This window comes from Undibacterium hunanense, assembly GCF_014284335.1.
In the GTDB taxonomy this organism is placed as follows: Bacteria; Pseudomonadota; Gammaproteobacteria; order Burkholderiales; family Burkholderiaceae_D; genus Undibacterium; species Undibacterium hunanense.
This window is the reverse complement of record NZ_JACOGF010000002.1, coordinates 418,453-438,487: the sequence shown is the minus strand read 5'-3', so window position 1 is coordinate 438,487 and position 20,035 is coordinate 418,453. Positions and strand designations below refer to the sequence as shown.

Here is a 20,035-nt window from a genome sequence, read left to right as displayed (position 1 = left end):
TCAACAGCATCCACGTCTTTAGCGATATGAAACAAACCCGATGCTGTAGTGCCGCATGCATAAAAAAAGGCTGCTCTGCGGAGGACAGAACAGCCTGTTAAATTCAGTACTGCAAGCTCTGATTACGGTACTGACACACCTTTGGAAACTAGTATATCTTCAAATTATTGTAATGAATCTGATCAAGAGTGATAGGCGGATTCACCGTGGCTGGTGATGTCCAGACCTTCACGTTCTTCATCTTCTGGTACACGCAAGCCAACCACCAGGTCAACCAGTTTGTAAGCAACCAGAGAAACGATACCTGACCATATGATGGTCGTGCCAACCGCAGTTGCCTGTGTAGTGACCTGACCCAGAATGTCATACGGATCTGCAGACATTTTGTTGGTGACATAATCAAAAATGCCTTGACCGCCGAGGGATGGTGCAGCAAACACACCAGTCAGCAGGGCACCCAAGATACCGCCAACGCCGTGCACACCAAATACGTCGAGCGAATCATCTGCACCCAGCAGGCGTTTCAGACCATTGACACCCCACAGGCAGATGATACCTGCCAGCAGACCGATGATCAGTGCACCCATAGGACCGACGAAACCGCAAGCTGGTGTAATAGCGACCAGACCAGCTACCGCACCGGATGCGCCACCCAGCATGGAAGGTTTGCCTTTGGACATCCATTCACCAAATACCCAGGAAACAGTGGCCGCAGCAGTTGCCAGCAAGGTGTTGATGAATGCCAGTGCAGCAACGTCGCCAGCTTCCAGCGCAGAACCTGCATTGAAACCAAACCAGCCCACCCACAACAGAGATGCACCAATCATCGTCATCGTCAGGGAGTGAGGAGCCATCGATTCTTTACCGTAGCCAACACGTTTGCCAATCAGATAGGCGCCAACCAGACCAGCGACCGCCGCATTGATATGAACGACAGTACCACCAGCAAAATCAAGCGCGCCTTTTTGGAACAGGAAACCAGCCTTGGCAGTTTCTGTCGCCAGTGTTGCCGCATCTTTGATGGCATCAGGACCAGTCCAGAACCAGACCATGTGGGCAATCGGCAGGTAGCTGAATGTGAACCACAAAACCACGAACAACAGCACAGCAGTGAATTTTGCACGTTCAGCAAATGCGCCGATGATCAGGCCGCAAGTGATGGCTGCAAATGTCGCCTGGAATGCCACATAGGCAAATTCAGGAATGACCACGCCTTTGCTGAATGTCGCTGCGGTACCAAAAGTCGCCTTGGCCGGATCCCATATCCCTTTCAGGAACAGACGGTCAAACGAACCGATGAACTTGCCACCTTCGGTGAATGCCAGTGAGTAACCGTAGATACACCACAGCACAACAATCACTGCAAAGATCATGAAGACCTGCATCAGGATGGACAACATGTTCTTGGAACGAACCAGACCACCGTAGAACAGGGCCAGGCCGGGGATAGTCATCAGGATGACCAGCAAGGTGGCAACCATCATCCAGGCGGTGTCGCCTTTATTAGGTGTGGGTGCCGGTGCTGCCGCGGCAGAAGCTGCAGCGGGGTCAGCCGCAGCTGCGGGTGCAACGGGTGCCGATGCAGGCGCTGCCATTGCCGTAGAGGCCGGTGCTGCTACCGAAGCGGCAGGTGCTGATGCGCTTGCCGATACGGCGACGCTGGATGCTGCAGCAGCTTCTGGTTTGGCTGGTGCATCTTCGGCGATTGCCATTGATGCGAACCCCAGACTGACCAGTATGGCTGTCCCTGCCACTACATTTTTTAATAGTTTTTTCATGTGAACTCCCTGGTAGCCGATCAGAGTGCGTCGTTGCCGGTTTCACCGGTACGAATACGCACAACTTGTTGCAAGTCGTAGACGAAAATCTTGCCATCGCCGATTTTTCCGGTGCGCGCAGCGGTTTCTATCGCTTCGATCGCACGGTCAACGATGGCATCGTCCACGGCTGCTTCAATTTTTGTCTTCGGCAGGAAGTCAACAACATACTCTGCGCCACGGTACAGCTCGGTATGGCCTTTTTGACGGCCAAAGCCCTTCACCTCAGTCACAGTGATCCCCTGTACACCAATGGTGGACAGCGCCTCGCGGACTTCATCGAGCTTGAAAGGCTTGATAATTGCAGTAATCAGTTTCATGCTAGCCTCAAATGTTTAAAAGGTTTTGACTGCAGACAATACCAGTGTGGTTTTGCCTGTGAACTTGCCTGCCGGTGTTACGTACAGCTTTTTGTCTGCATTGGTACCCAGTGCTGCCAGGCCAAAGTTGACACCGAAAAATTCCTTGTTGATGCCGATTTTCCAGTCAGAGTAGGACGATGCGCCATTGTTCTTGACCGTTTGGCGACCTACATGCAGACCCAGTGTGTAACCTTCAGGCAGTTCAATATTCGCGCCCAGATCCAGGTAACCGCTGTTTTTACTGTTGACGAAGCCGAACAGGTTAGTCACGGAATGCGAATATTTTGCATACACAGGACCGGTACCGATCTGGCCATAGATTTCTGTCGTATTGGCATCAGCAAAACCTGCCACTTTGTTCAGGCCATTGGATGGGTAGATGTAGCTCAGTACACCAACGTCATAAGAAACGTCCTTGACGATCTCACCTTTTTTACCGGCATAGATATCCCATTCGATATCGCCACTACCACCTGCATCCTTGGTCCATTTGATGGTTGACAACCAGGTGCCAGCGTAAAAACCGCTAGGGTTGTTCACATAGTCAGCACCGCCCTGCAAGGCAGGATCAAGACGGGATTGCGAAATGGCACGATAACGGTATTCACTGACTACGCCGACGTTGAAGCTGACTTCATTGTCTGGCTTGGCATCTTCTGCCTGGGCAAAACCACCGAAGAATGATGTGGCTACAGCAGCGGCGATTACTAATTTTTTCATTGCGCTTCCCCCTAGTTGATTAAGATTTGAATCGAATTAAACCTTGGTGCATTCATCACCTACTTGCAAATACCACTGCATGAACGCATGAATTTTCTTTTCATATCCCTGTTAGCAGGAGTCGTGCCAACTGCGCAATTTTCTACGTAGTACCCGAAATACCTCTGGCAATACCAATAACCATCAGGGTCAGATGCGTTATCATTCCCTTATGGGTAAAATGGCAAGCGAACTGTAATACCTTGCCGCACCAATAAAATGCACCGATTTTTCTGCACAAAAAAGTGGCGTCAGAAAATTTGCACCATGTAAGTGCAAAATCAAGATAGAGGATAGAAAATGAATAAGCAAAATTTCTTTAATGACATGCAGGCCAAAGTCAGCCAGGTTCTGGAAAACTCGCCTGCCAAAGATATCGAGAAAAACGTCAAGGCCATGATGAGCCAGGGGTTTTCCAAACTGGATCTGGTGACCAGAGAAGAATTTGATATACAGGCGCAGGTACTGGCCAAGACCCGCGCCAGACTGGAAGCACTGGAAGCACGGGTCGCTGCCCTCGAAGCACAGCAAAACGGCAAGTAAACAATAAACGCCAGCCGATGTCCCTCGCCGTCCTCAAAAGCCGCGCCCTGAATGGCATGAATGCACCACAAGTTACCGTGGAAGTGCATCTGGCCAATGGCTTGCCGGCCTTTACCATCGTCGGACTGCCAGAGACCGAAGTGAAGGAATCCAAGGATAGGGTCAGGGCAGCGCTACAAAACGCGCGCTTTGATTTCCCGGCCAAGCGGATTACCGTCAACCTGGCGCCGGCTGACTTGCCGAAAGAATCTGGCCGTTTTGATTTACCCATCGCGCTGGGCATACTTGCCGCTTCTGGACAAATCCCGGCAGATGCACTGGACCAGTATGAATTTGCCGGTGAGTTATCACTGTCGGGTGAATTAAGACCGATACGCGGCGCGCTGGCGATGACCTTTGCCATCTGTAAAAGCCAGCAGCACAGTAAACAAGAACCCGCCTTCATCCTGCCGCGCGCCAATGCCGATGAGGCGGCACTGGTCAGTGAAGCCGCCATTTATCCCGCAGATTCATTGCTGCAGGTGTGTGCTCACTTTGCTGCGCTGGGTAATGACAGCAAGCTGGCACGTCACCGTGCGCATTCGCAGGTACAGCGCCCGCGTTATGCCGACTTTGCCGAAGTCAAAGGGCAATTGCAGGCCAAGCGGGCACTGGAAGTGGCGGCAGCGGGTTCTCATTCGGTGATCATGGTAGGCCCGCCGGGTACCGGCAAATCGATGTTGGCAGCCCGTTTCCCCGGTATTCTGCCAACCATGACCGATCAGGAAGCACTGGAATCAGCCGCCGTACTATCGCTGACATCCGGCTTTGCAATAGAGCGCTGGAAGGCCAGACCTTACCGTTCACCACACCATACAGCATCTGCCGTAGCACTGGTTGGTGGCGGTGGCACGCCACGCCCGGGAGAAATTTCCTTGGCGCATCGCGGCGTGCTGTTCCTCGACGAGCTTCCCGAATTTGACAGAAAAGTACTGGAAGTCTTGCGTGAGCCGCTGGAATCGGGCCACATTACCATTTCAAGAGCAGCGCGGCAGGCGGATTTCCCGGCCAGCTTTCAGCTGATTGCCGCCATGAACCCCTGCCCTTGCGGTTATTTTGGGCACAGCAATGGCAAATGCCGCTGCACACCGGACAACATCGCCCGCTATCAGGACAGAATATCCGGCCCTCTGCTGGACCGCATAGACTTGCAGATACAAGTCGGCGCCCTGCCCCACGCAGATTTGCTGAAACAGGCAGATGGCGAAGCCAGCCAGGATATACACGCCCGCGTGGAAGCTGCTTTTGCCCACCAGCAGCAACGCCAGGGCAAAGCCAATAACCTGCTGTCCACCACAGAAATCGACGAATACTGCCGCCCCGACAGCAGTGCCGAACAGTTACTGCGCAACGCGATGAACAAGTTCAGCTGGTCTGCACGCGCCTATCACCGTGTATTAAAAGTGGCCCGCACCATCGCCGACCTGGCAGGCGCCGGACAAATCACGGCTGCCCATGTGGCTGAAGCCATACAGTACCGGCGGGCGCTTAAAGAGTATTGAAGAGTTTCTCAAATAATATTTATTACTCTAAGTAACTATTAAAAAGCATATGAAAAAATATTCCAGTCAACATAATTAATATGCAATAATAAAAAAACAATAGACTGCCTTTCATTGACCTAGCTTCATGAAACATGGGGTACTGCTTTGTCATCTAAACCGCCGCAAACTTGCAAAATAAATCCGGGTATGAACCCGGATATACCCCCCACTGTTTTCAAGTCCTTTGTTGAGACAACAACTCAGAAGCTCCCTAAAATTCTTCCTTTAGTCCACATGACAGACTGCTTGAATCTAAGAAAGATTTTAGAAGCAGGGAAAATTGAGCCTAAGACATGTAAACATTTTAGTAAGCTACTAAAACAAGATGAGCCACTTAGCTTTTTCTTTTATGGTAAAGCGAGCTATCGGTCAAAAGCTGGCACCCCAGCTAACAATGACACTCAGTTGCCTGCTGCCTTAATTATCCAGTTAGATGAAGCTGTGCACTCTGTAAAAAGAATTTTTCCATTTGATACTGGTGCATGCTTCCAAAAATATTACAAACCATGGTTAGATAGTCGCTTTACTGTAATGGATTTTTTCCTAGGTAAAGATATAGATATTGCTCAAAAGCATGTAGCAAAATTTTTTGGAACAAATAAGAATTACATCATTGACAAGGCTTTAATGAAAGTCGTTTGTGATGCTGCTGACTTTGAAATTATCAATTATCACCACATGTTAAAAAATACAGCAAACACATCGGTTGATAATCGGAAATCATCGATTGAGATTCAAATTGACGGCACAATTGAATTAAAAAAAACCAAAATACTTGGTGCAATAATTCCCGACACACAAATGTCGAGTAAAAAAATCGAAACTCTTCTGACATCCTTTAACACCATACGAACCCCTTATCAACAAACTCGCGGTTCAACAACAGAGTGCGATGGAGTTTTAATCAGCAAATCTATAGAAATAATAAGAAAGTTTTTATAATGATTTTAACTAAATTAGTTTCGCTTGGTTTGCCAGCAGGGGAATTGCTTCCCGGTTTTATAATCCCCGTATTTGGACTTGCGAACAAAAGATACATTCAATATATTGGAAGCTCTAATAAAATAATTAAATTTAAGCGCGTCTTTGATAATGAGTTATCCCTTGACTTTCAAACTTTAGAATTAACTTCAGCATTAAATATAATTAAAACTGAAAATCCCTTGAGCTTAGGTATAAATTCGGATGCCATTCATGCATTTACTGATTTAAAAAATGTCTATATCGGAACTCAGGATTATTTCTTATCCCTGCATACCTTGGCATTATTCGAAGAACAAATGAATGAGCGACTAAGCGAATATCCATTTACATTAGCTAGCCTATATGATTTCGTCAGAAAACCAGAGATTGCAATTCGGTTGCGAGAAGATGAGTCAACAAAAAGTTTATTCATAAAGGAAAAAAAGAGAAATGCAAAAGTAGAGAATCAAAGCCCCCCCTATAGTAGTAGCCACCATCTTGCAATTGGTAAAACTCCTTCGTCCAAAACTCCCGAAACTAGTGTTGTTACTGACGCAATAAGTTTTGGGCATGGTTTGCGTAATGAAAGTCGAAATAGCTACGCCGCAGCATAAGACTCTTCTCTTCTAGCTTGAAACGACTTAAGAGGCTTTCAATGTCCAATGAATCGAATAAGACTTTTCCATATTCAGATATCCTTGATGGATTAGTTTCTAGCGTCATGCTCGCTCAACGCGCTGTAGTCATTCACTACAAGCTAGAAAATTCTCTTTCGAAATTTGACCATCGACAAATTAATCTTCACTTCTGTTGGCTGAGCTTTGCGACGAAGGCTGGAGAAAATCGCCACTTAGTTGAAGCTCCTGATGGAATGAGTCCACTTGGAAACAAGTGGTTACGGAACAAAACTAGTATGCCTTCAGCGCTACGCAATGCATTTAAAGAATGTAAGTTTGTTGATTTAGAAGTTGATGCGAATGGCGCTAACATTATTCCGCAAGAGATCAAAAAATACATCCAAGAGGAACCAACCCGAATAAGTAACTTAATAATAAATTCGTTTCGCGAGTTATCTGACATAAATGCACTTTCAGAATCCGGTACTGACGCCAGGCCTATTCATATCAGATCACCTTTATCTATTATTTATGACTTTCTTACAGTGCCAAATGCGCAAGGAACTAGAGCATATTCGTTACTCGCATGCAGAAATTTTCTATTTCGTGCATTTCGGCTTATTCCAGATTTAAATGGCCTGGGTGGGTCTGAAACCTTCTCTGTTTTAGAAATTGAGAAGTCTTTGTCACATATTTGGACATCGTTCCGTGAGCGTTACCTGTCTCGCGGAGAAGATAAATTACCCCCTGGCAGTCGCGGTAAAATTGATGGACTGATTCGACATCATTTAGCCTTGAGAGAAATGTTGTATCTGCGGTTCCAGTCAATTGAAAAATGTATTGGGTATCTTGGAGATGCGGAACTAGTTCCTGCAAATATTTTTTACAACACGTCTGAAAATGAACTAGCAAATAAGAAGCGAAGTTATATTTTCGAATTTACACGTTCAAAACGACTTGATAGCCTACCAGATGCTGGCGAGATCGTTAATGAATTGTGGGGACTACCCATACCGTTTCGCGGAGCGGATATCATTTTTAAAGGGGGATTAAAATTCTCTGGCCGACAAGGATTAATAATGGCGATTCACGGTGGCCCAGGCGCAGGCAAAACATCTTTTGCTTTGGCTCTTGCCGCACATGTCATTCCCTTTGGCATTTCTAGCTGGTTTCTTTCCGCAGAGGAATACGAAAAAGATTTGATAGATCGCATGAATGGTTTAATACCTGATCAAATCTCAAGGTTAAGTTTCTTCCCAAAAGATCTTCGCAATTTTATCAAATTTACGAAATATAAACTAAGAAGTGGTTACGGAACAAGTGCGCTAAATGAAATAGAAGAAGGACTTGAGCAACTTGAAATCGTAATGAACAGTATCAACGATGAAGGTGAAGTTTCGTCAAAAGAAATATTTCGGTTACCTCAGCCTTGCAAAGCGATAATTATTCTTGATGGCCTTCATGACTTATTTGCGGTTGGATTTCAAAAGACCGAATCCGGGGCAAGTCAAAAGACAACACAGTTAGAAAGACTATACCAATTAATTGAAAAACTAAAAGACCTACACGCTCTTGTTATTTTGACTACTGGTACTGCTTGGGCAGGAGATTCGACACTTGACTACCTAGTAGATGTGGCCATAAAACTATCTCACGAATCGACTGACGAATATGCAAAAAAGCCGGACAGAAGATTTATATTAACTAAAGCAAGGCATCAGCTCTGCGCAAGCGGTGTACATGGACTTCAAATTGGCGGAATAAAAGGAGTACGCTTATCTCCACAAATTAATTACCAATTAGAAAAGTTATCACATTGGCGACCTCGACTGCCAGATAAAACACAAATAAGAACTGGGCTTTGCAGAGCTCGTGCGTTGAAAAGTATTGGGGAGCTGGCGAAATTGGCTAGTGCTTCAGATATTTTCGAATCTGGTAAAAATGCTTCGTACATTGATAGCGCGAGTTCAGTAAAAATAGACGAGGGATCACATATATTTCTAAATGGCCAGGGTTCTGGAGGGAAGGCAGCCTTGGCAATGAAACTCGCGATATCGCCGCTCTTTACACTTTTGCCGGACAATAAAATAAAGGCAGTCCCGTCCCAACAGAGAGTGTTGGTTGTGTCGTTCTTATATCCCGCAGATTACTATGAGAATTTGATTCGTCGACTAAAACTGCAACAAGGGAATGAATATCGAACAGAAAAGAAACCTTTTATAGGTCAACCCAGACTGGAAGTTATTCATCTGTATCCAGGGCATTTACGTCCAAACGATTTATTTAACAGAATTGATTGGGAACTAGATGCAGGCGAATTAAATGCAGATCCCTATACATGTGTAGTTATTGACGGCATTCACAATGTATTTCTTCAATTTCCAGAAATTGAAAAATACAGCCTATTTTGGCCACAAATATACAGTGCATTAAGATCTCGTAAGATAACCACAATCACAACTCATACAACACTTGCACTGCCTAATCAAAATTGGCTACAACCAGCAACATTAGTAGATGACAATCGTTCCGAACCATTACGGCATGCTCTCGTACAAAAAACAGATTTCCAGTTTGAAATTGACTCATGGATGAATAGTCCATTTCAACCTGACTGGGATAAACTTCCTGGAGAATTCTCCGCACTATCAGACTTGTACGTAGTTAAAGCAATATCAGCCATTGGGCAAAAAATTCCTCGTGATCATCTACTATGGAGCCGAGAAGAATTAGAGTTATATCATTTACCAAGTGAATACTTTGCCAGGTATTCTAGTGATCAAGAAAATCAATTACCTCTTCGCTGAAGCGCGAGCTTAATGCTATTTGCAATTACGTATGCCAGCAGTGGTGGTACGGCATTTCCAATTTGTTTAATGACAGACGACCTAGTTCCAAATAACTGATAATTATCTGGAAATGATTGAAGACGAAGCAGTTCCAGAATTGTAAAGTAACGAACAGATCCATTTTCTCGTCGTAGCATATTTTCACCCCCTCCAATGCCATTCACACCTGATTTAATAGTTTTCGCTGGCTGATCAAAGTCACTCCCTGTATGTCCTTTATATGATCGTGCACCAGGAATAAAAGCGTGTATGTTGTCCTGCTTATTGCCGATATAGACTTCAGGGTCTTGTAGATCTTTCAGAGCATCGCGAACGGTTCTCCATCGTTTTCGAATCAACAACTCAGGTTGCTCCAATACCCTCGACACTTTTTTCCTCTCAATATCTGAGCAAATTGGCGCTGTAATTCCATGCTCATCCCAATACTCACCAGTAATCCACTTCGAATGTAGCAAAGATTCCTCAGAATAAGTTGGCAATGGCAGAGACCAGCGCACAGACAAATCTTCACGAAATCCAACAAAAATCACTCGCAGGCGCTTTTGTGGAACCCCATAGTTAGCAGCATTGACCAAATGCATTTGCACTTGATATCTTGTTCGTTGATTTGAAACCTTACGAAGATAAGCTGTATTGAGGCGTTCACTATGTTTATACCAAGTCTCCTTCGGTTTAATTGTCAACTCCGGCTCTTGCAATTGTCGTACGAGGTACGTGACATATTCTTCCCAATTTTTTCGTAGCAATCCATTCACATTTTCAAAAATAAATGCATTTGGCTTCAAATGGCGAACTGCTCGAATAGCGTCAGGAAAACCATTTCTGTGATCACTTTCCGCTGCATGCCTGCCCGCTGTAGAAAATGGCTGACAAGGCGGCCCCCCAGCAAATAAAGTGGGCTCAATACGAAGTCCTTCGAACTGAAATTCCCGGACATCTTTAAGAATGACATTGCAGTTGTAATTTTTTTTCAACGTCTCGCATGCATCAGAATTGAAATCGAGCGCGATTAAATGTCGGAAACCAGCACTTTCCAATCCTTGCGCTAGTCCACCAGCACCAGCAAAAAATTCAACGACATTCATAAACCTTTTCTTTCATTTGCGTTCTGATAATCAAATGAGCTTATCAGAACGATTGGCCTATTGCCATGATTTAAGTTTGGGACACATTTAGTACCTAATTTATTTGTTGGTATGAAGAGAATAAATTCCATTCTTACCAGCGTAAATTAGACAGATCCATTGAAATCCCCATCTACGTAACCAGATAGGGAGTAGTTAGAGCTACATCAGGAGATGACCATGTCCCCACAGGAAACCCAGGTTTTACAGAATTTTCTCGATCAGTTGGTGAAAGTACAAGGCATCAGCAAGGATGCGCAGGCGCAAAGCCTGATTAGTGATGCTGTCAGCAAACAGCCTGATGCCAGTTATCTGCTGGTGCAAAGGGCTTTGTTGCTGGATCAGGCACTGACCCAGGCCAATACCCAGATCACCAGTTTGCAGGCAGAGGTGCGTGAATTGCAGGCGGGTAAGAATAATGGCTACGGCAATACTGCTGGCAATTTTCTGGATCCGGCGACCAGTGCCTGGGGTAACAGCTCCAGCAGCCGCCCCGCACAAACAGTAGCGACGACAGCAACATCAGTCACAGGCACACCTTTGCCGAGCTATGGCGGCATGCAACCACCTCCGTTGCCTGCCAGCGCCATGGCGGCAGCCCCAGGTTCCAGTTTTTTTGGTGGCACTGGCGGCAGCATGCTGGGCACGGTGGCAGCTACTGCCGCTGGCGTGGCGGCAGGTGCCTTTCTGTTCCAGGGTATAGGTCATTTGATGGGCAACCAGTCACATCAGCAGGTGGCTGACAGCGGTAGTGGTGCAGCGCAATTGAACCAGGGCGGCAGTGATTTGTTACCCGGCTATTTTGACAAAGCGCCAGAAGCGCATGAAACCGCACATGAGACCGCACATGAGACTGCCCCCGCAGACGACTCCCAGTCAGCTAGCCTGACAGATGATTTTGGTGACGACATGGCGGATTTTTCCTGAAGTCTGGCTTAACGATAAGGCTTTCCTGGTTCTTGCCAGATGCTTCCATTGTCGTCCGCAACCCCATAAGTAACAAAGCTTGTGAATTGATTACGGCGCTGTAACAACTTCGGTAGTTCAGAGCCGCATAACAACACGCTTACCCTTATCTCAGTAGATTTGCAGTCTTGCCGCTTTGCAAAGCTTTGCGCAAGGCTTTAATGCACAGGTATGCTGGTACAGCGTTTGCGGGCAGTGTGCGGATTGGTCCAGCCGCCTGCCTGGCAATATTTATCCCAATGGCAACTTTCTGTTGAAAGATATCGCCAGATCTGCGTTGTTACAGCGCGTTACCAATTTTCCTTAAAATTTTGACTTTCGCGTATCACAATTCGCCGGTCGGTGCGTTAATGGCTGATGTCATTCCATAATCGGGTGGCACCCCTATTCTTTTGTGCAATACGGAAGAGGTAAAAAAATGAGAATTCAACAGACCATGCAGCACTTGCTGAGTGCCAGCCTGATAGTCTTGCTGGCAGCATGTAGCACCAACCCGCAACAGCAGGCTAGCAATACAGGCAGTAGTAAAAGCCAGCCAGCCGTAGGCAAGACCCTGACACAAGCGGCGATCCCACCCGAACAATTACTGAACCGCATCACCTGGGGTAGCACTCCTACCACCCTGCAAGCCTTACAGGCGGTTGGCCCGGATCATTACCTGGATCAACAATTGCGTGGCCGCAACGCAGCCTTGCCTGCGCCTATCCAGGCACAGATTGATACCCTGACCATTTCCAGCAAGCCATTCGAAGAAATCATGCGCGATCTGGAAGCGCGCCGTATCGCGTCAGACCAGCAAAAAGGCACGGACGATACGCTGGCCAAACAATACCAGCAAGAACTGACGCGCCTGGCACGCGAAGCGGCTACTCGCTCACTGTTGCGCGATGTATATTCATCCAATCAGTTGCAGGAACAGATGAGCTGGTTCTGGATGAACCATTTCAATATCCATAGCGGCAAAGCGAATGTACGCGCCATGCTCGGTGATTTTGAAGAACAGGCGATACGCCCGAATGCACTCGGCAATTTCCGCGACTTGCTGCGTGCCACGGTCATGCACCCTGCCATGCTCAGGTACCTGGACAATGAGCACAATGCCGTCAACCGCATCAATGAAAACTATGCGCGCGAGCTGATGGAATTGCATACCATGGGCGTCAACAGCGGCTATACCCAAAAAGATGTGCAGGAACTGGCACGCGTGCTAACCGGTGTCGGCATCAGCCTGAATAAAGATGCGCCACGCATGAAGCCGGAACTGGAAAAGCTGTATTACCGCCAGGGCCTGTTTGAATTTCAGCCGCAGCGCCATGACTTTGGCGAAAAGCAGATCCTGGGTAAAACCATCAAGGGTCGTGGCATGGCAGAACTAGATGAAGTATTGACGATGCTGTGCAGGCAACCTGCCACTGCCAACTATGTCAGCCAGAAACTGGCGACCTTCTTTGTCTCGGATGCGCCTTCCAAGGCACTCATAGACAAGATGGCAGGCCGTTTTCTGCAAACGGATGGGGATATTCCTTCGACCTTGCGGGCCATGTTTGATTCGCCTGAATTTATCGCTTCACTGGGCAAGAAGTTCAAAGACCCCATGCACTACATGCTGGCATCGGTACGCCTGGCGTATGATGGCACCACCATCGTCAATACCGGCCCCATGCTGAACTGGCTGAACATGATGGGTCAGCAATTGAACGGACGCCAGACCCCTGACGGCTATGCCCTGAATGAAAGTGCCTGGGCCAGTTCTGGCCAGATGACGGTGCGTATCGATATTGCCAAGTCCATCGCCGGCGGCAACCCGGCCCTGTTCAAGGTAGACAACCAGCCTGCACCACAGGAAAAACCGCCACAGCCAGCACTGGCGGTATCCAATTATGTCAAAAGCTGGACCAAGCAATTCAGCCCGTCTACCCAGACGGTCCTGAGCCAGGCAAATACAACACAGGAATGGAATACCTTGTTTCTTGCCTCCCCCGAAATGATGCGTCGTTAATCTTTTCATAGAAAGATCAAGGATATGAACCGCCGTGACCTGTTGAAAGCGATGGCCTTGTTGCCATCCACCGCCATGCTGGGTATGAGCAGCCATGTAATGGCCGCACCCGCCACCCAAAACCGCCTGCTGCTTGTGTTTTTGCGGGGTGGCTATGATGCCAGCAATTTGCTGATCCCTACCTCCAGCAATTTTTATTACGAAGCCAGGCCAAACATCGCCATTGCCCGGCCAGGTTCAGCACCGGATTCGGCGCTGGAACTGACCGCCGACTGGGGCCTGCACCCGGCACTGAAGGACACTGTCTACCCCATGTTTCAGAATGGGGAAGCCAGCTTTATCCCGTTTGCCGGTATTGATGACCTGTCGCGTAGCCATTTTGAAACCCAGGACAGTATAGAACTGGGACAACCGCTGACAGCCAGCCGGAACTTCCATTCCGGCTTCATGAACCGTCTGGCCAAGGTATTAAGCAACAACAGCAAAGTTGCCGCGATGTCCTTCACTGATCAGTTGCCTATCGCCATGCAGGGTTCGGCACGCATCTCCAATACTGCCTTACGCAACGTCAGCAAACTCAATGTCGATCAGCGTCAGCGTGACATGATCTTGCAGATGTATGGCGATACCAGTCTGTCGCAGGCCGTCAAGGATGGCTTTGCCATGCGTGAAGAAGTGGCCCGTGACTTGCAGGAGGAAATGAACAGCGCCAACCGCAACGCCATTTCCACCAAGGGCTTTGAGCTGGAAGCACAAAGAATCGCCAAGCTGATGCGGGAAAAATATGCACTGGGTTTCATCGATGTCGGCGGTTGGGACACCCATGTGAACCAGGGCGGCGTCAACGGCACACTGGCGGTCAAGTTTGAAGAACTGGGACGCGGCCTGGCTGCTTACCGTACCGAAATGGGTAGCGCCTGGCGCAATACGACCGTGGTGGTTATCAGTGAATTTGGCCGCACCTTCCGCGAGAACGGCAAGCGCGGTACCGATCATGGTCATGGCAGCGTGTACTGGGTGCTGGGTGGCGGTGTCAAGGGTGGACGCATTGCCGGTGAGCAGATCGCGCTGGAGCAAGGCAAGCTGTTCCAGAACCGTGATTACCCTGTGCTGAACGAATACCGCGCCGTACTGGGTGGCCTGTTTACCAATATCTACGGGCTCAATACCAACCAGGTAGACCAGATCTTTACCGGTGTCAAAGCACGGGATCTGTCTTTGGTGTAATGGTGCCGATGTCGGTAATCACTTCTTCATGCAGGGGTAAGTCGATATAAAAATGGGTGCCCAGCGCTTCATGGGCGGATTCCATGTAATAGCCGATATCACCATGCATTTGCCGGATGATGGCCTGGGAAATTGCCAGGCCTAATCCGGTTCCCCCTTTGGCGCGGGTATCTGAAGAATCTGCCTGTGAAAATTTCTGGAACAGACGTTCGCGGAAATTTTCCGGGATACCGCTGCCCTGATCGATCACCTCTATACGCACGCTCTTGCCCGAACGCACTTCGGCCAGGACGCGTACGGCAGACCCTTCAGGCGAATACTTGCAGGCATTCGATAACAGATTCGCCATGACTTGCTGGAAACGCCCGGCATCCACCATCACATGGGCATCCATGCTTTGTGCATCAAAGACGATTTCTGTCCCTACGCTATGGGCAAAGGCCTGATTATTATTCACGGCAATTTGCAATAGTGAATGCAGGTTCAGGTGTTCAAACACAAAGTCCATCTTGCCCGCTTCGATTTTCTGGATATCCAGCAAATCATTGATGAGCCGGGTCAGGCTTTCGCTGTTCTTGTGGGCCATGCCAAGCAACGGCGCAATCTTGTCTGGTACCGCACCAACGGCACCACCCACAACCAGGCCCAAGGCACCACGTATGGCGGTGAGCGGGGTACGCAATTCGTGACTGACGGTAGAGATGAATTCGCTCTTCATGCGTTCCATCTTGCGTCGCTCGGAAATATCCCTGACGATAACGATCAGCTTGCGCCGGCCTGCATGGTAGTACTCACTGATGGCCAGTTCTGCGGGGAACAGGCTGCCATCCTTGCGCATTCTTTCCACCTCGGTACGCAGGCAGCCGGTTTCCAGGAACTCGCTGCGGCTCATGGCCAGGCCCAGCAAATCAGGCTGGCCCGGTGGTGAGAAAAATCGCCCGTTCTTGCCCACCACTTCACTGGCTGGATGCCCATAAATGGCCACGGCAGCAGGGTTCAAAGCCTCTATCTTGCCGGTATCATCAATCATGACGATACCGTCCGCAGCATTCTGGAAGATGGCTTGCAGGCGCTCGGATGAATCTTTCAGGGCGATCTGCTGTTCGGTCAGATTTTTGAGCAGATGGGCCTGGTTGCGGTTAATGATTTCCGCCTGCTGCTTCAATTCTGTGGTGGCGAGCAAATCCTGCTCGCGTTTTTCCAGCAGACTGACCAGCACGCTGAATGCTGCCACCAGTGCCAGGATGCCGCTCATGGCCACCACCACAATGCCGGTCGTGATCTTGCGCCAGTCAGACAGGTATAACTCTTCATCTACCGTGAAATTGATGATCAGCGGGTATTTTTGCAGCGATTGTACGGCCGACATGCGCGTCACATGTTTGCCCCCATCCCCCATCCGTGAACTGTTGGTGATGATGACGCCGGATTTTTTGTTTTGATTGTGCACCAGCTCATAAGTGCTGCCAGTCAGGTTTTTCATACCCATGATTTCACCGCGCTCCGGCCAGCGTGCGAGGTAGGTGAAATCATTTCTCAGCAAAGCGATGGATGCATGTCCATCAGCACTGAGTTTTTCATAAAACTGTGAGTAAAACGAGGGCGACATGCCCAGGATAACCACACCGATGAATTCACCATCACTGCCGGTCAGCCTGTGACTGAGGAAAAACATCCATTTCCCGGTGGTCTTGCTGCGCACCGAAGAACTCAGATAAATCCCCTGTACAGGATTGTCGCGCTGGGCAATGAAATAATCGCGATCAGCCAGGCTGTAGGTTGGTGCCGGGAAATTGCGCGATGTATTGATCACATTGCCGTTCACATCCAGTACGGAAATCACTTCTACGGCCGGTGACAGGCTGGCTTTTTCGCGCAGGAACTGATGGAAGTCGTAGGTCGATAGTTTGGAAGACAGGTAATCGGCACTGACGCTCCAGCGATCCTGTATGCGTTCGGAAATACTGTCCAGCGCCGTATACGCGAAATCCATTTGCTGGCTGACGGTTTCGGTCAGCACGACACTGAAGGTTTCAGTCTGCTTTTCCCATTTGCCGACTTCCTGCGCCCGCAGCATCCAGACCGCACTGGCTGCACCCAGGATAATTGCCAGCACCAGACACGCGGCAAGCGCGATGGCCAAACGACTGGTGGGTAATCCTGTTTGCTTCATCTCTGTCTGTCCAGTGGCGATAAATACGCCATGTTATCCGCAATATAGTGTTGGTAAATTTTGCCGCACAGACATGTTGCCTGATTTTTACGTTTGGGGGAATGCCTGCGCAACTTGTCCAGACAGGCCGCGATGCCCTGCCCGTCCAGTCTTCACAGCCTGAAGTCCGCATACTGGTATGACTGCTCGCTGTATTTGCAACACTACTGTCAATGCTACTGCCCCTGCTACTGTACGCGAAAAATGTGCATTAATTATGAACTCAACAACAGCAACGGCCTATTTTTGTAAAAAAATAATCTTGTTTTTCAAGCTTGAGACTGTCGTGAAAATACGATACCTGTCACATGAAAATGATGGGCAATTCCCACCACAGGTCAGCATTGCGGATGATTTGCGACACTTTCCTGAAAGAAACGAACGTATTTCTGTTAAAACCTGGCAAGAAATGTTACGTTTTACCACCTGTAGAACCGAACCCATACAAACAATCAGCATGACCTGAAAATGCCGCATCAGGCACGGAACAGGTCTGCACAATATCCGATCAAGGAAAAGGAGCCAGCAAAATGAAAAGAAACGCGTTGATAAATACCTTGGTAGGCGGTTTGCTGCTCATCAGTGCATCAGCCCATGCGGAAGCAGGCATACTCAGTTGCGAAGCCTTGAAGGAAAAAATCGCGACCAAGCTGGAAGGCAAGGGTGTCGATAACTACACCCTGCAAGTCGTGTCGAAAGACACTGAGACTAAGTACCGCGTTGTCGGTTCCTGCGAAGGAGACAAGAAAAAGATCATTTACAAAAAGGAAAAAGCGGGCGCAAAGGCAGAAGAATAAATAAAAAAACAAATAAGTAATAGCGGCTGCCTGCCGTAATCACAATTGCAAATAAAAACGCATTGCACTTTCAAAAGTGCAATGCGTTTGATTTTTTGCTTGCGCATCAGACGCCGGCGCGCAGGTCTTTGATCATATAAAACGCCGCGCCGCTATAACTGGCCAGCTTGTCAGTCTGCTGCTGATCAAGTTCTGCTTGTACTACAAATCCAAGCCGCTGCCAAAATGCACTGGTACTTTGTACTGACACCAGACAGATATATTGCCAGTTTTGCCGCTGAGCATAGGCAAAGGCATGCGCTATCATGGCTTGCGCCACACCTTTGCCGGCTTGCGCCGGATCCACCGCAAGATCATGCAAATACAGGGCGTTGGGTGTGCTGGCCGGACTGAATGCCTGCCCAAGTGCAGACACACGACCGCCGATGCTGGGATAAGCGGCCAGATACGCCATGATGCAACCATCCTGCTCTGCCACCCAGGCCGTGTCAGGCGCACTTTGCAGGCGGGCCGCCAGCAGGGGCAAGGTTTCCACCATGTCGGACACATAGGCCAAAGACTGTATATCAAACACTGCCGCCAGATCCTGCGGCAGCATGCTGCGCACCTGCAAGCTCATGTCTGTCGACTTCTTTTACTTTTCTGCTTTTGCACTGGCAGAAGCACTGGCATCTTCTGACTTGGAGGACGCGTCTGATTTGGCCAGTTCTGGCTTGACGACATCGATCTTGTTTTCGCGCATGTAGTCATTCATTTCCTTCCACCCGGCGTACACCGCAGCACGCGCCGCATCCGGGTTCAGGGCGTAACAATCTTCGATGGCGCGTCCGGCATGACGGCAGGCGCTGCCGGTGGCTCTGGCATCCGATTCCTTGGCCGCCGCATCTCTGGCGGGATCAGGCAGGCCCAGACGGTCGCAGGCACTCAGCGAGATCAATAGCAGTAGTGAAATTCCAAGTGATTGGCGTAGTGGCATCGTGGCACCAGAAAAATGAATTTTTGCGCAAGTTCTAAAAAACCATGGTCGAACTCAGACTTGCCGCCATGATACCCCAGTGTATGGATGCTTTGACAGCAGTGATCATGGTTACAAAGTCAGAATATTGCATACTGACAGTGTTTACGGCCATTCTGGCCCATACTTAAAAAACCGGCGTAAGCCTGGGCAAAGCATTATCATGTGGGCTGAATCGCCGGTCAGACTGGCTAGCCAGCATTTGCTTCACCTACATCAGAATTTACGCTTTACCAGAAACCGCAAGCCTCATGAAAATCTTGATTAAAAGCATTATCTTAAGTGCAGCCATCGGTCTGGCCGCATGCAGTCCCCAGTTTGACTGGCGCGAAACCCGCAGCAATGACGCCCCGTTTTCCATCCTGATGCCCGGCAAGGCAGTCAGCGATACCAAGAACATGCAGCTGGAAGGCATAGATGTGAAAATGACTATGCTGGCCGGTGAAGCGGGTGGCGTCAGTTTTGCCGTCGGCAGCACCAAAGCAGTCGATGCTGGCAATGCAGGCCTTATCATGGAAGCAATGAAGAAGGGCATGATACGTAACGTCCAGGGCAATGCCGACAATACCCGCATCACGCCAGGCGGGGACGTGGAAGTCCGTGGTAAATTGCGCAACGACGTGCCGGTCCTGATGGTAGGCCGTTTTCTTATACGTGGCCCCTGGGTCTATCAAATCGTCATACTGGGGCCGGAAAAAACCGTCAGCCGTGATGTGATTGATACGTTTATGACATCATTCAAAGCAAACTGAAACAACACCAGGTTAATTTAGGATTATGATGTAGTTATACGTATGCATATCTTTAGCCGATATGCATTTCTACATCATAGCTACCCACAAAGAGGAGAGATGTCCATGCTGATCACATTCAAATCCAAAGCTGCTACAGAAATCACCATGTATAAAGAACATGCGCGTCGCATCCTGGATCTGATACAGAAAGATGTGGAACGCGGCGTGATTACACCGCAAGAATTGCCACAAGCCATACAAAAGATAGAAGCAGCGGTTGCGGACAGCAAAGCCCATCCGATCTCGGACGAAGTCAATCGCGATGTCAATGCCCATCACAATGAAAACGGTGATGACAACGAACATGAAGCGCCGGAAACGGTCAGTTTTGCCACCCGCGCCTTCCCGGTGCTGGAAATGCTGCATGCTGCCAACAAGATGCAGCGTGATGTGATGTGGGGCGTATAA

19 protein-coding genes are annotated in these 20,035 nt (G+C 48.7%); 12 read left to right on the top strand and 7 right to left on the bottom strand.

The features are described from left to right. Positions 1-182: 182 nt before the first annotated feature. Genes H8L32_RS05090 through H8L32_RS05080 form a run of 3 tightly spaced genes read right to left on the bottom strand, consistent with a single transcriptional unit; the run spans position 183 to position 2,899 of the window. A complete protein-coding gene (locus H8L32_RS05090; RefSeq protein WP_186946074.1) occupies positions 183-1,778 on the bottom strand; it encodes an ammonium transporter in 1,596 nt (531 codons plus the stop codon). A 20-nt stretch (positions 1,779-1,798) separates the two neighbouring features. After that, on the bottom strand, positions 1,799-2,137 hold the full coding sequence (locus H8L32_RS05085; protein WP_110254759.1) for a P-II family nitrogen regulator: 339 nt from the start codon (positions 2,135-2,137) through the stop codon (positions 1,799-1,801). A gap of 15 nt (positions 2,138-2,152) precedes the next feature. Next, positions 2,153-2,899 (bottom strand): TorF family putative porin, encoded by a 747-nt coding sequence (locus H8L32_RS05080; RefSeq protein WP_186946073.1) that lies wholly within the window; start codon positions 2,897-2,899, stop codon positions 2,153-2,155. Between the two features lie 339 nt (positions 2,900-3,238). Between H8L32_RS05080 and H8L32_RS05075 the strand changes: the two genes are divergently transcribed. From H8L32_RS05075 to H8L32_RS05055, 5 genes are all read left to right on the top strand, one after another. Next, positions 3,239-3,481, top strand: coding sequence for an accessory factor UbiK family protein (locus tag H8L32_RS05075; RefSeq protein ID WP_186946072.1), 243 nt, complete (start codon positions 3,239-3,241; stop codon positions 3,479-3,481). Between the two features lie 17 nt (positions 3,482-3,498). After that, the gene (locus H8L32_RS05070; protein WP_186946071.1) at positions 3,499-5,022 is read left to right on the top strand and encodes a YifB family Mg chelatase-like AAA ATPase; all 1,524 of its coding nucleotides are present in this window, start codon (positions 3,499-3,501) and stop codon (positions 5,020-5,022) included. Between the two features lie 189 nt (positions 5,023-5,211). Then, positions 5,212-6,006, top strand: a complete 795-nt coding sequence (locus tag H8L32_RS05065; RefSeq protein WP_186946070.1) for a hypothetical protein — start codon at positions 5,212-5,214, stop codon at positions 6,004-6,006. After that, positions 6,006-6,641: a hypothetical protein gene (locus tag H8L32_RS05060; RefSeq protein WP_186946069.1), complete on the top strand. Its 636-nt coding sequence runs from the start codon at positions 6,006-6,008 to the stop codon at positions 6,639-6,641. Before H8L32_RS05065 ends, H8L32_RS05060 begins: the two co-directional genes overlap by 1 nt. Before the next feature lie 41 nt (positions 6,642-6,682). Continuing rightward, the gene (locus tag H8L32_RS05055) at positions 6,683-9,451 is read left to right on the top strand and encodes an RAD55 family ATPase (protein WP_186946068.1); all 2,769 of its coding nucleotides are present in this window, start codon (positions 6,683-6,685) and stop codon (positions 9,449-9,451) included. On the opposite strand, the gene H8L32_RS05050 is transcribed toward H8L32_RS05055, so the two are convergent. Next, positions 9,433-10,578: a DNA cytosine methyltransferase gene (locus H8L32_RS05050; RefSeq protein ID WP_186946067.1), complete on the bottom strand. Its 1,146-nt coding sequence runs from the start codon at positions 10,576-10,578 to the stop codon at positions 9,433-9,435. The genes H8L32_RS05055 and H8L32_RS05050 overlap by 19 nt on opposite strands. Positions 10,579-10,797: 219 nt before the next feature. Between H8L32_RS05050 and H8L32_RS05045 the strand changes: the two genes are divergently transcribed. From H8L32_RS05045 to H8L32_RS05035, 3 genes are all read left to right on the top strand, one after another. Further along, positions 10,798-11,544 carry a DUF2076 domain-containing protein gene (locus tag H8L32_RS05045; RefSeq protein ID WP_186946066.1) on the top strand — a complete coding sequence of 249 codons (747 nt, stop codon included), beginning with the start codon at positions 10,798-10,800 and terminating at the stop codon, positions 11,542-11,544. A gap of 457 nt (positions 11,545-12,001) precedes the next feature. After that, positions 12,002-13,582 (top strand): DUF1800 domain-containing protein, encoded by a 1,581-nt coding sequence (locus H8L32_RS05040; RefSeq protein ID WP_230412060.1) that lies wholly within the window; start codon positions 12,002-12,004, stop codon positions 13,580-13,582. 24 nt (positions 13,583-13,606) lie between these two features. Then, positions 13,607-14,809 carry a DUF1501 domain-containing protein gene (locus H8L32_RS05035; RefSeq protein ID WP_186946065.1) on the top strand — a complete coding sequence of 401 codons (1,203 nt, stop codon included), beginning with the start codon at positions 13,607-13,609 and terminating at the stop codon, positions 14,807-14,809. Here the strand turns inward: H8L32_RS05035 and H8L32_RS05030 are convergent. Further along, positions 14,781-16,982, bottom strand: a complete 2,202-nt coding sequence (locus H8L32_RS05030) for an ATP-binding protein (protein WP_186946064.1) — start codon at positions 16,980-16,982, stop codon at positions 14,781-14,783. The two genes, H8L32_RS05035 and H8L32_RS05030, sit on opposite strands and share 29 nt — an antisense overlap. Positions 16,983-17,160: 178 nt before the next feature. Between H8L32_RS05030 and H8L32_RS05025 the strand changes: the two genes are divergently transcribed. Together H8L32_RS05025 and H8L32_RS05020 are read left to right on the top strand one after the other, a co-directional pair. Continuing rightward, positions 17,161-17,487, top strand: coding sequence for a hypothetical protein (locus tag H8L32_RS05025; RefSeq protein WP_186946063.1), 327 nt, complete (start codon positions 17,161-17,163; stop codon positions 17,485-17,487). Between the two features lie 79 nt (positions 17,488-17,566). Continuing rightward, entirely contained in the window at positions 17,567-17,818 is a 252-nt protein-coding gene (locus tag H8L32_RS05020) for a DUF1161 domain-containing protein (protein WP_222619200.1), read from the top strand. 106 nt (positions 17,819-17,924) lie between these two features. On the opposite strand, the gene H8L32_RS05015 is transcribed toward H8L32_RS05020, so the two are convergent. Continuing rightward, positions 17,925-18,437 carry a GNAT family N-acetyltransferase gene (locus tag H8L32_RS05015; protein WP_186946061.1) on the bottom strand — a complete coding sequence of 171 codons (513 nt, stop codon included), beginning with the start codon at positions 18,435-18,437 and terminating at the stop codon, positions 17,925-17,927. Between the two features lie 15 nt (positions 18,438-18,452). Next, entirely contained in the window at positions 18,453-18,794 is a 342-nt protein-coding gene (locus tag H8L32_RS05010; RefSeq protein ID WP_186946060.1) for a hypothetical protein, read from the bottom strand. Between the two features lie 290 nt (positions 18,795-19,084). Between H8L32_RS05010 and H8L32_RS05005 the strand changes: the two genes are divergently transcribed. Next, positions 19,085-19,585 carry a hypothetical protein gene (locus tag H8L32_RS05005; protein ID WP_186946059.1) on the top strand — a complete coding sequence of 167 codons (501 nt, stop codon included), beginning with the start codon at positions 19,085-19,087 and terminating at the stop codon, positions 19,583-19,585. Between the two features lie 105 nt (positions 19,586-19,690). After that, positions 19,691-20,035: a DUF1840 domain-containing protein gene (locus tag H8L32_RS05000; RefSeq protein WP_186946058.1), complete on the top strand. Its 345-nt coding sequence runs from the start codon at positions 19,691-19,693 to the stop codon at positions 20,033-20,035.

Excerpts from the sequence above, each read along its gene's own strand:
- H8L32_RS05090 (WP_186946074.1), bottom strand. The coding sequence starts at position 1,778 with ATGAAAAAACTATTAAAAAATGTAGTGGCAGGGACAGCCATACTGGTC.
- H8L32_RS05085 (WP_110254759.1), bottom strand. The coding sequence starts at position 2,137 with ATGAAACTGATTACTGCAATTATCAAGCCTTTCAAGCTCGATGAAGTC.
- H8L32_RS05080 (WP_186946073.1), bottom strand. The coding sequence starts at position 2,899 with ATGAAAAAATTAGTAATCGCCGCTGCTGTAGCCACATCATTCTTCGGT.
- H8L32_RS05075 (WP_186946072.1), top strand. The coding sequence starts at position 3,239 with ATGAATAAGCAAAATTTCTTTAATGACATGCAGGCCAAAGTCAGCCAG.
- H8L32_RS05070 (WP_186946071.1), top strand. The coding sequence starts at position 3,499 with ATGTCCCTCGCCGTCCTCAAAAGCCGCGCCCTGAATGGCATGAATGCA.
- H8L32_RS05065 (WP_186946070.1), top strand. The coding sequence starts at position 5,212 with ATGAACCCGGATATACCCCCCACTGTTTTCAAGTCCTTTGTTGAGACA.
- H8L32_RS05060 (WP_186946069.1), top strand. The coding sequence starts at position 6,006 with ATGATTTTAACTAAATTAGTTTCGCTTGGTTTGCCAGCAGGGGAATTG.
- H8L32_RS05055 (WP_186946068.1), top strand. The coding sequence starts at position 6,683 with ATGTCCAATGAATCGAATAAGACTTTTCCATATTCAGATATCCTTGAT.
- H8L32_RS05050 (WP_186946067.1), bottom strand. The coding sequence starts at position 10,578 with ATGAATGTCGTTGAATTTTTTGCTGGTGCTGGTGGACTAGCGCAAGGA.
- H8L32_RS05045 (WP_186946066.1), top strand. The coding sequence starts at position 10,798 with ATGTCCCCACAGGAAACCCAGGTTTTACAGAATTTTCTCGATCAGTTG.
- H8L32_RS05040 (WP_230412060.1), top strand. The coding sequence starts at position 12,002 with ATGAGAATTCAACAGACCATGCAGCACTTGCTGAGTGCCAGCCTGATA.
- H8L32_RS05035 (WP_186946065.1), top strand. The coding sequence starts at position 13,607 with ATGAACCGCCGTGACCTGTTGAAAGCGATGGCCTTGTTGCCATCCACC.
- H8L32_RS05030 (WP_186946064.1), bottom strand. The coding sequence starts at position 16,982 with ATGAAGCAAACAGGATTACCCACCAGTCGTTTGGCCATCGCGCTTGCC.
- H8L32_RS05025 (WP_186946063.1), top strand. The coding sequence starts at position 17,161 with ATGACTGCTCGCTGTATTTGCAACACTACTGTCAATGCTACTGCCCCT.
- H8L32_RS05015 (WP_186946061.1), bottom strand. The coding sequence starts at position 18,437 with ATGAGCTTGCAGGTGCGCAGCATGCTGCCGCAGGATCTGGCGGCAGTG.
- H8L32_RS05010 (WP_186946060.1), bottom strand. The coding sequence starts at position 18,794 with ATGCCACTACGCCAATCACTTGGAATTTCACTACTGCTATTGATCTCG.
- H8L32_RS05005 (WP_186946059.1), top strand. The coding sequence starts at position 19,085 with ATGAAAATCTTGATTAAAAGCATTATCTTAAGTGCAGCCATCGGTCTG.
- H8L32_RS05000 (WP_186946058.1), top strand. The coding sequence starts at position 19,691 with ATGCTGATCACATTCAAATCCAAAGCTGCTACAGAAATCACCATGTAT.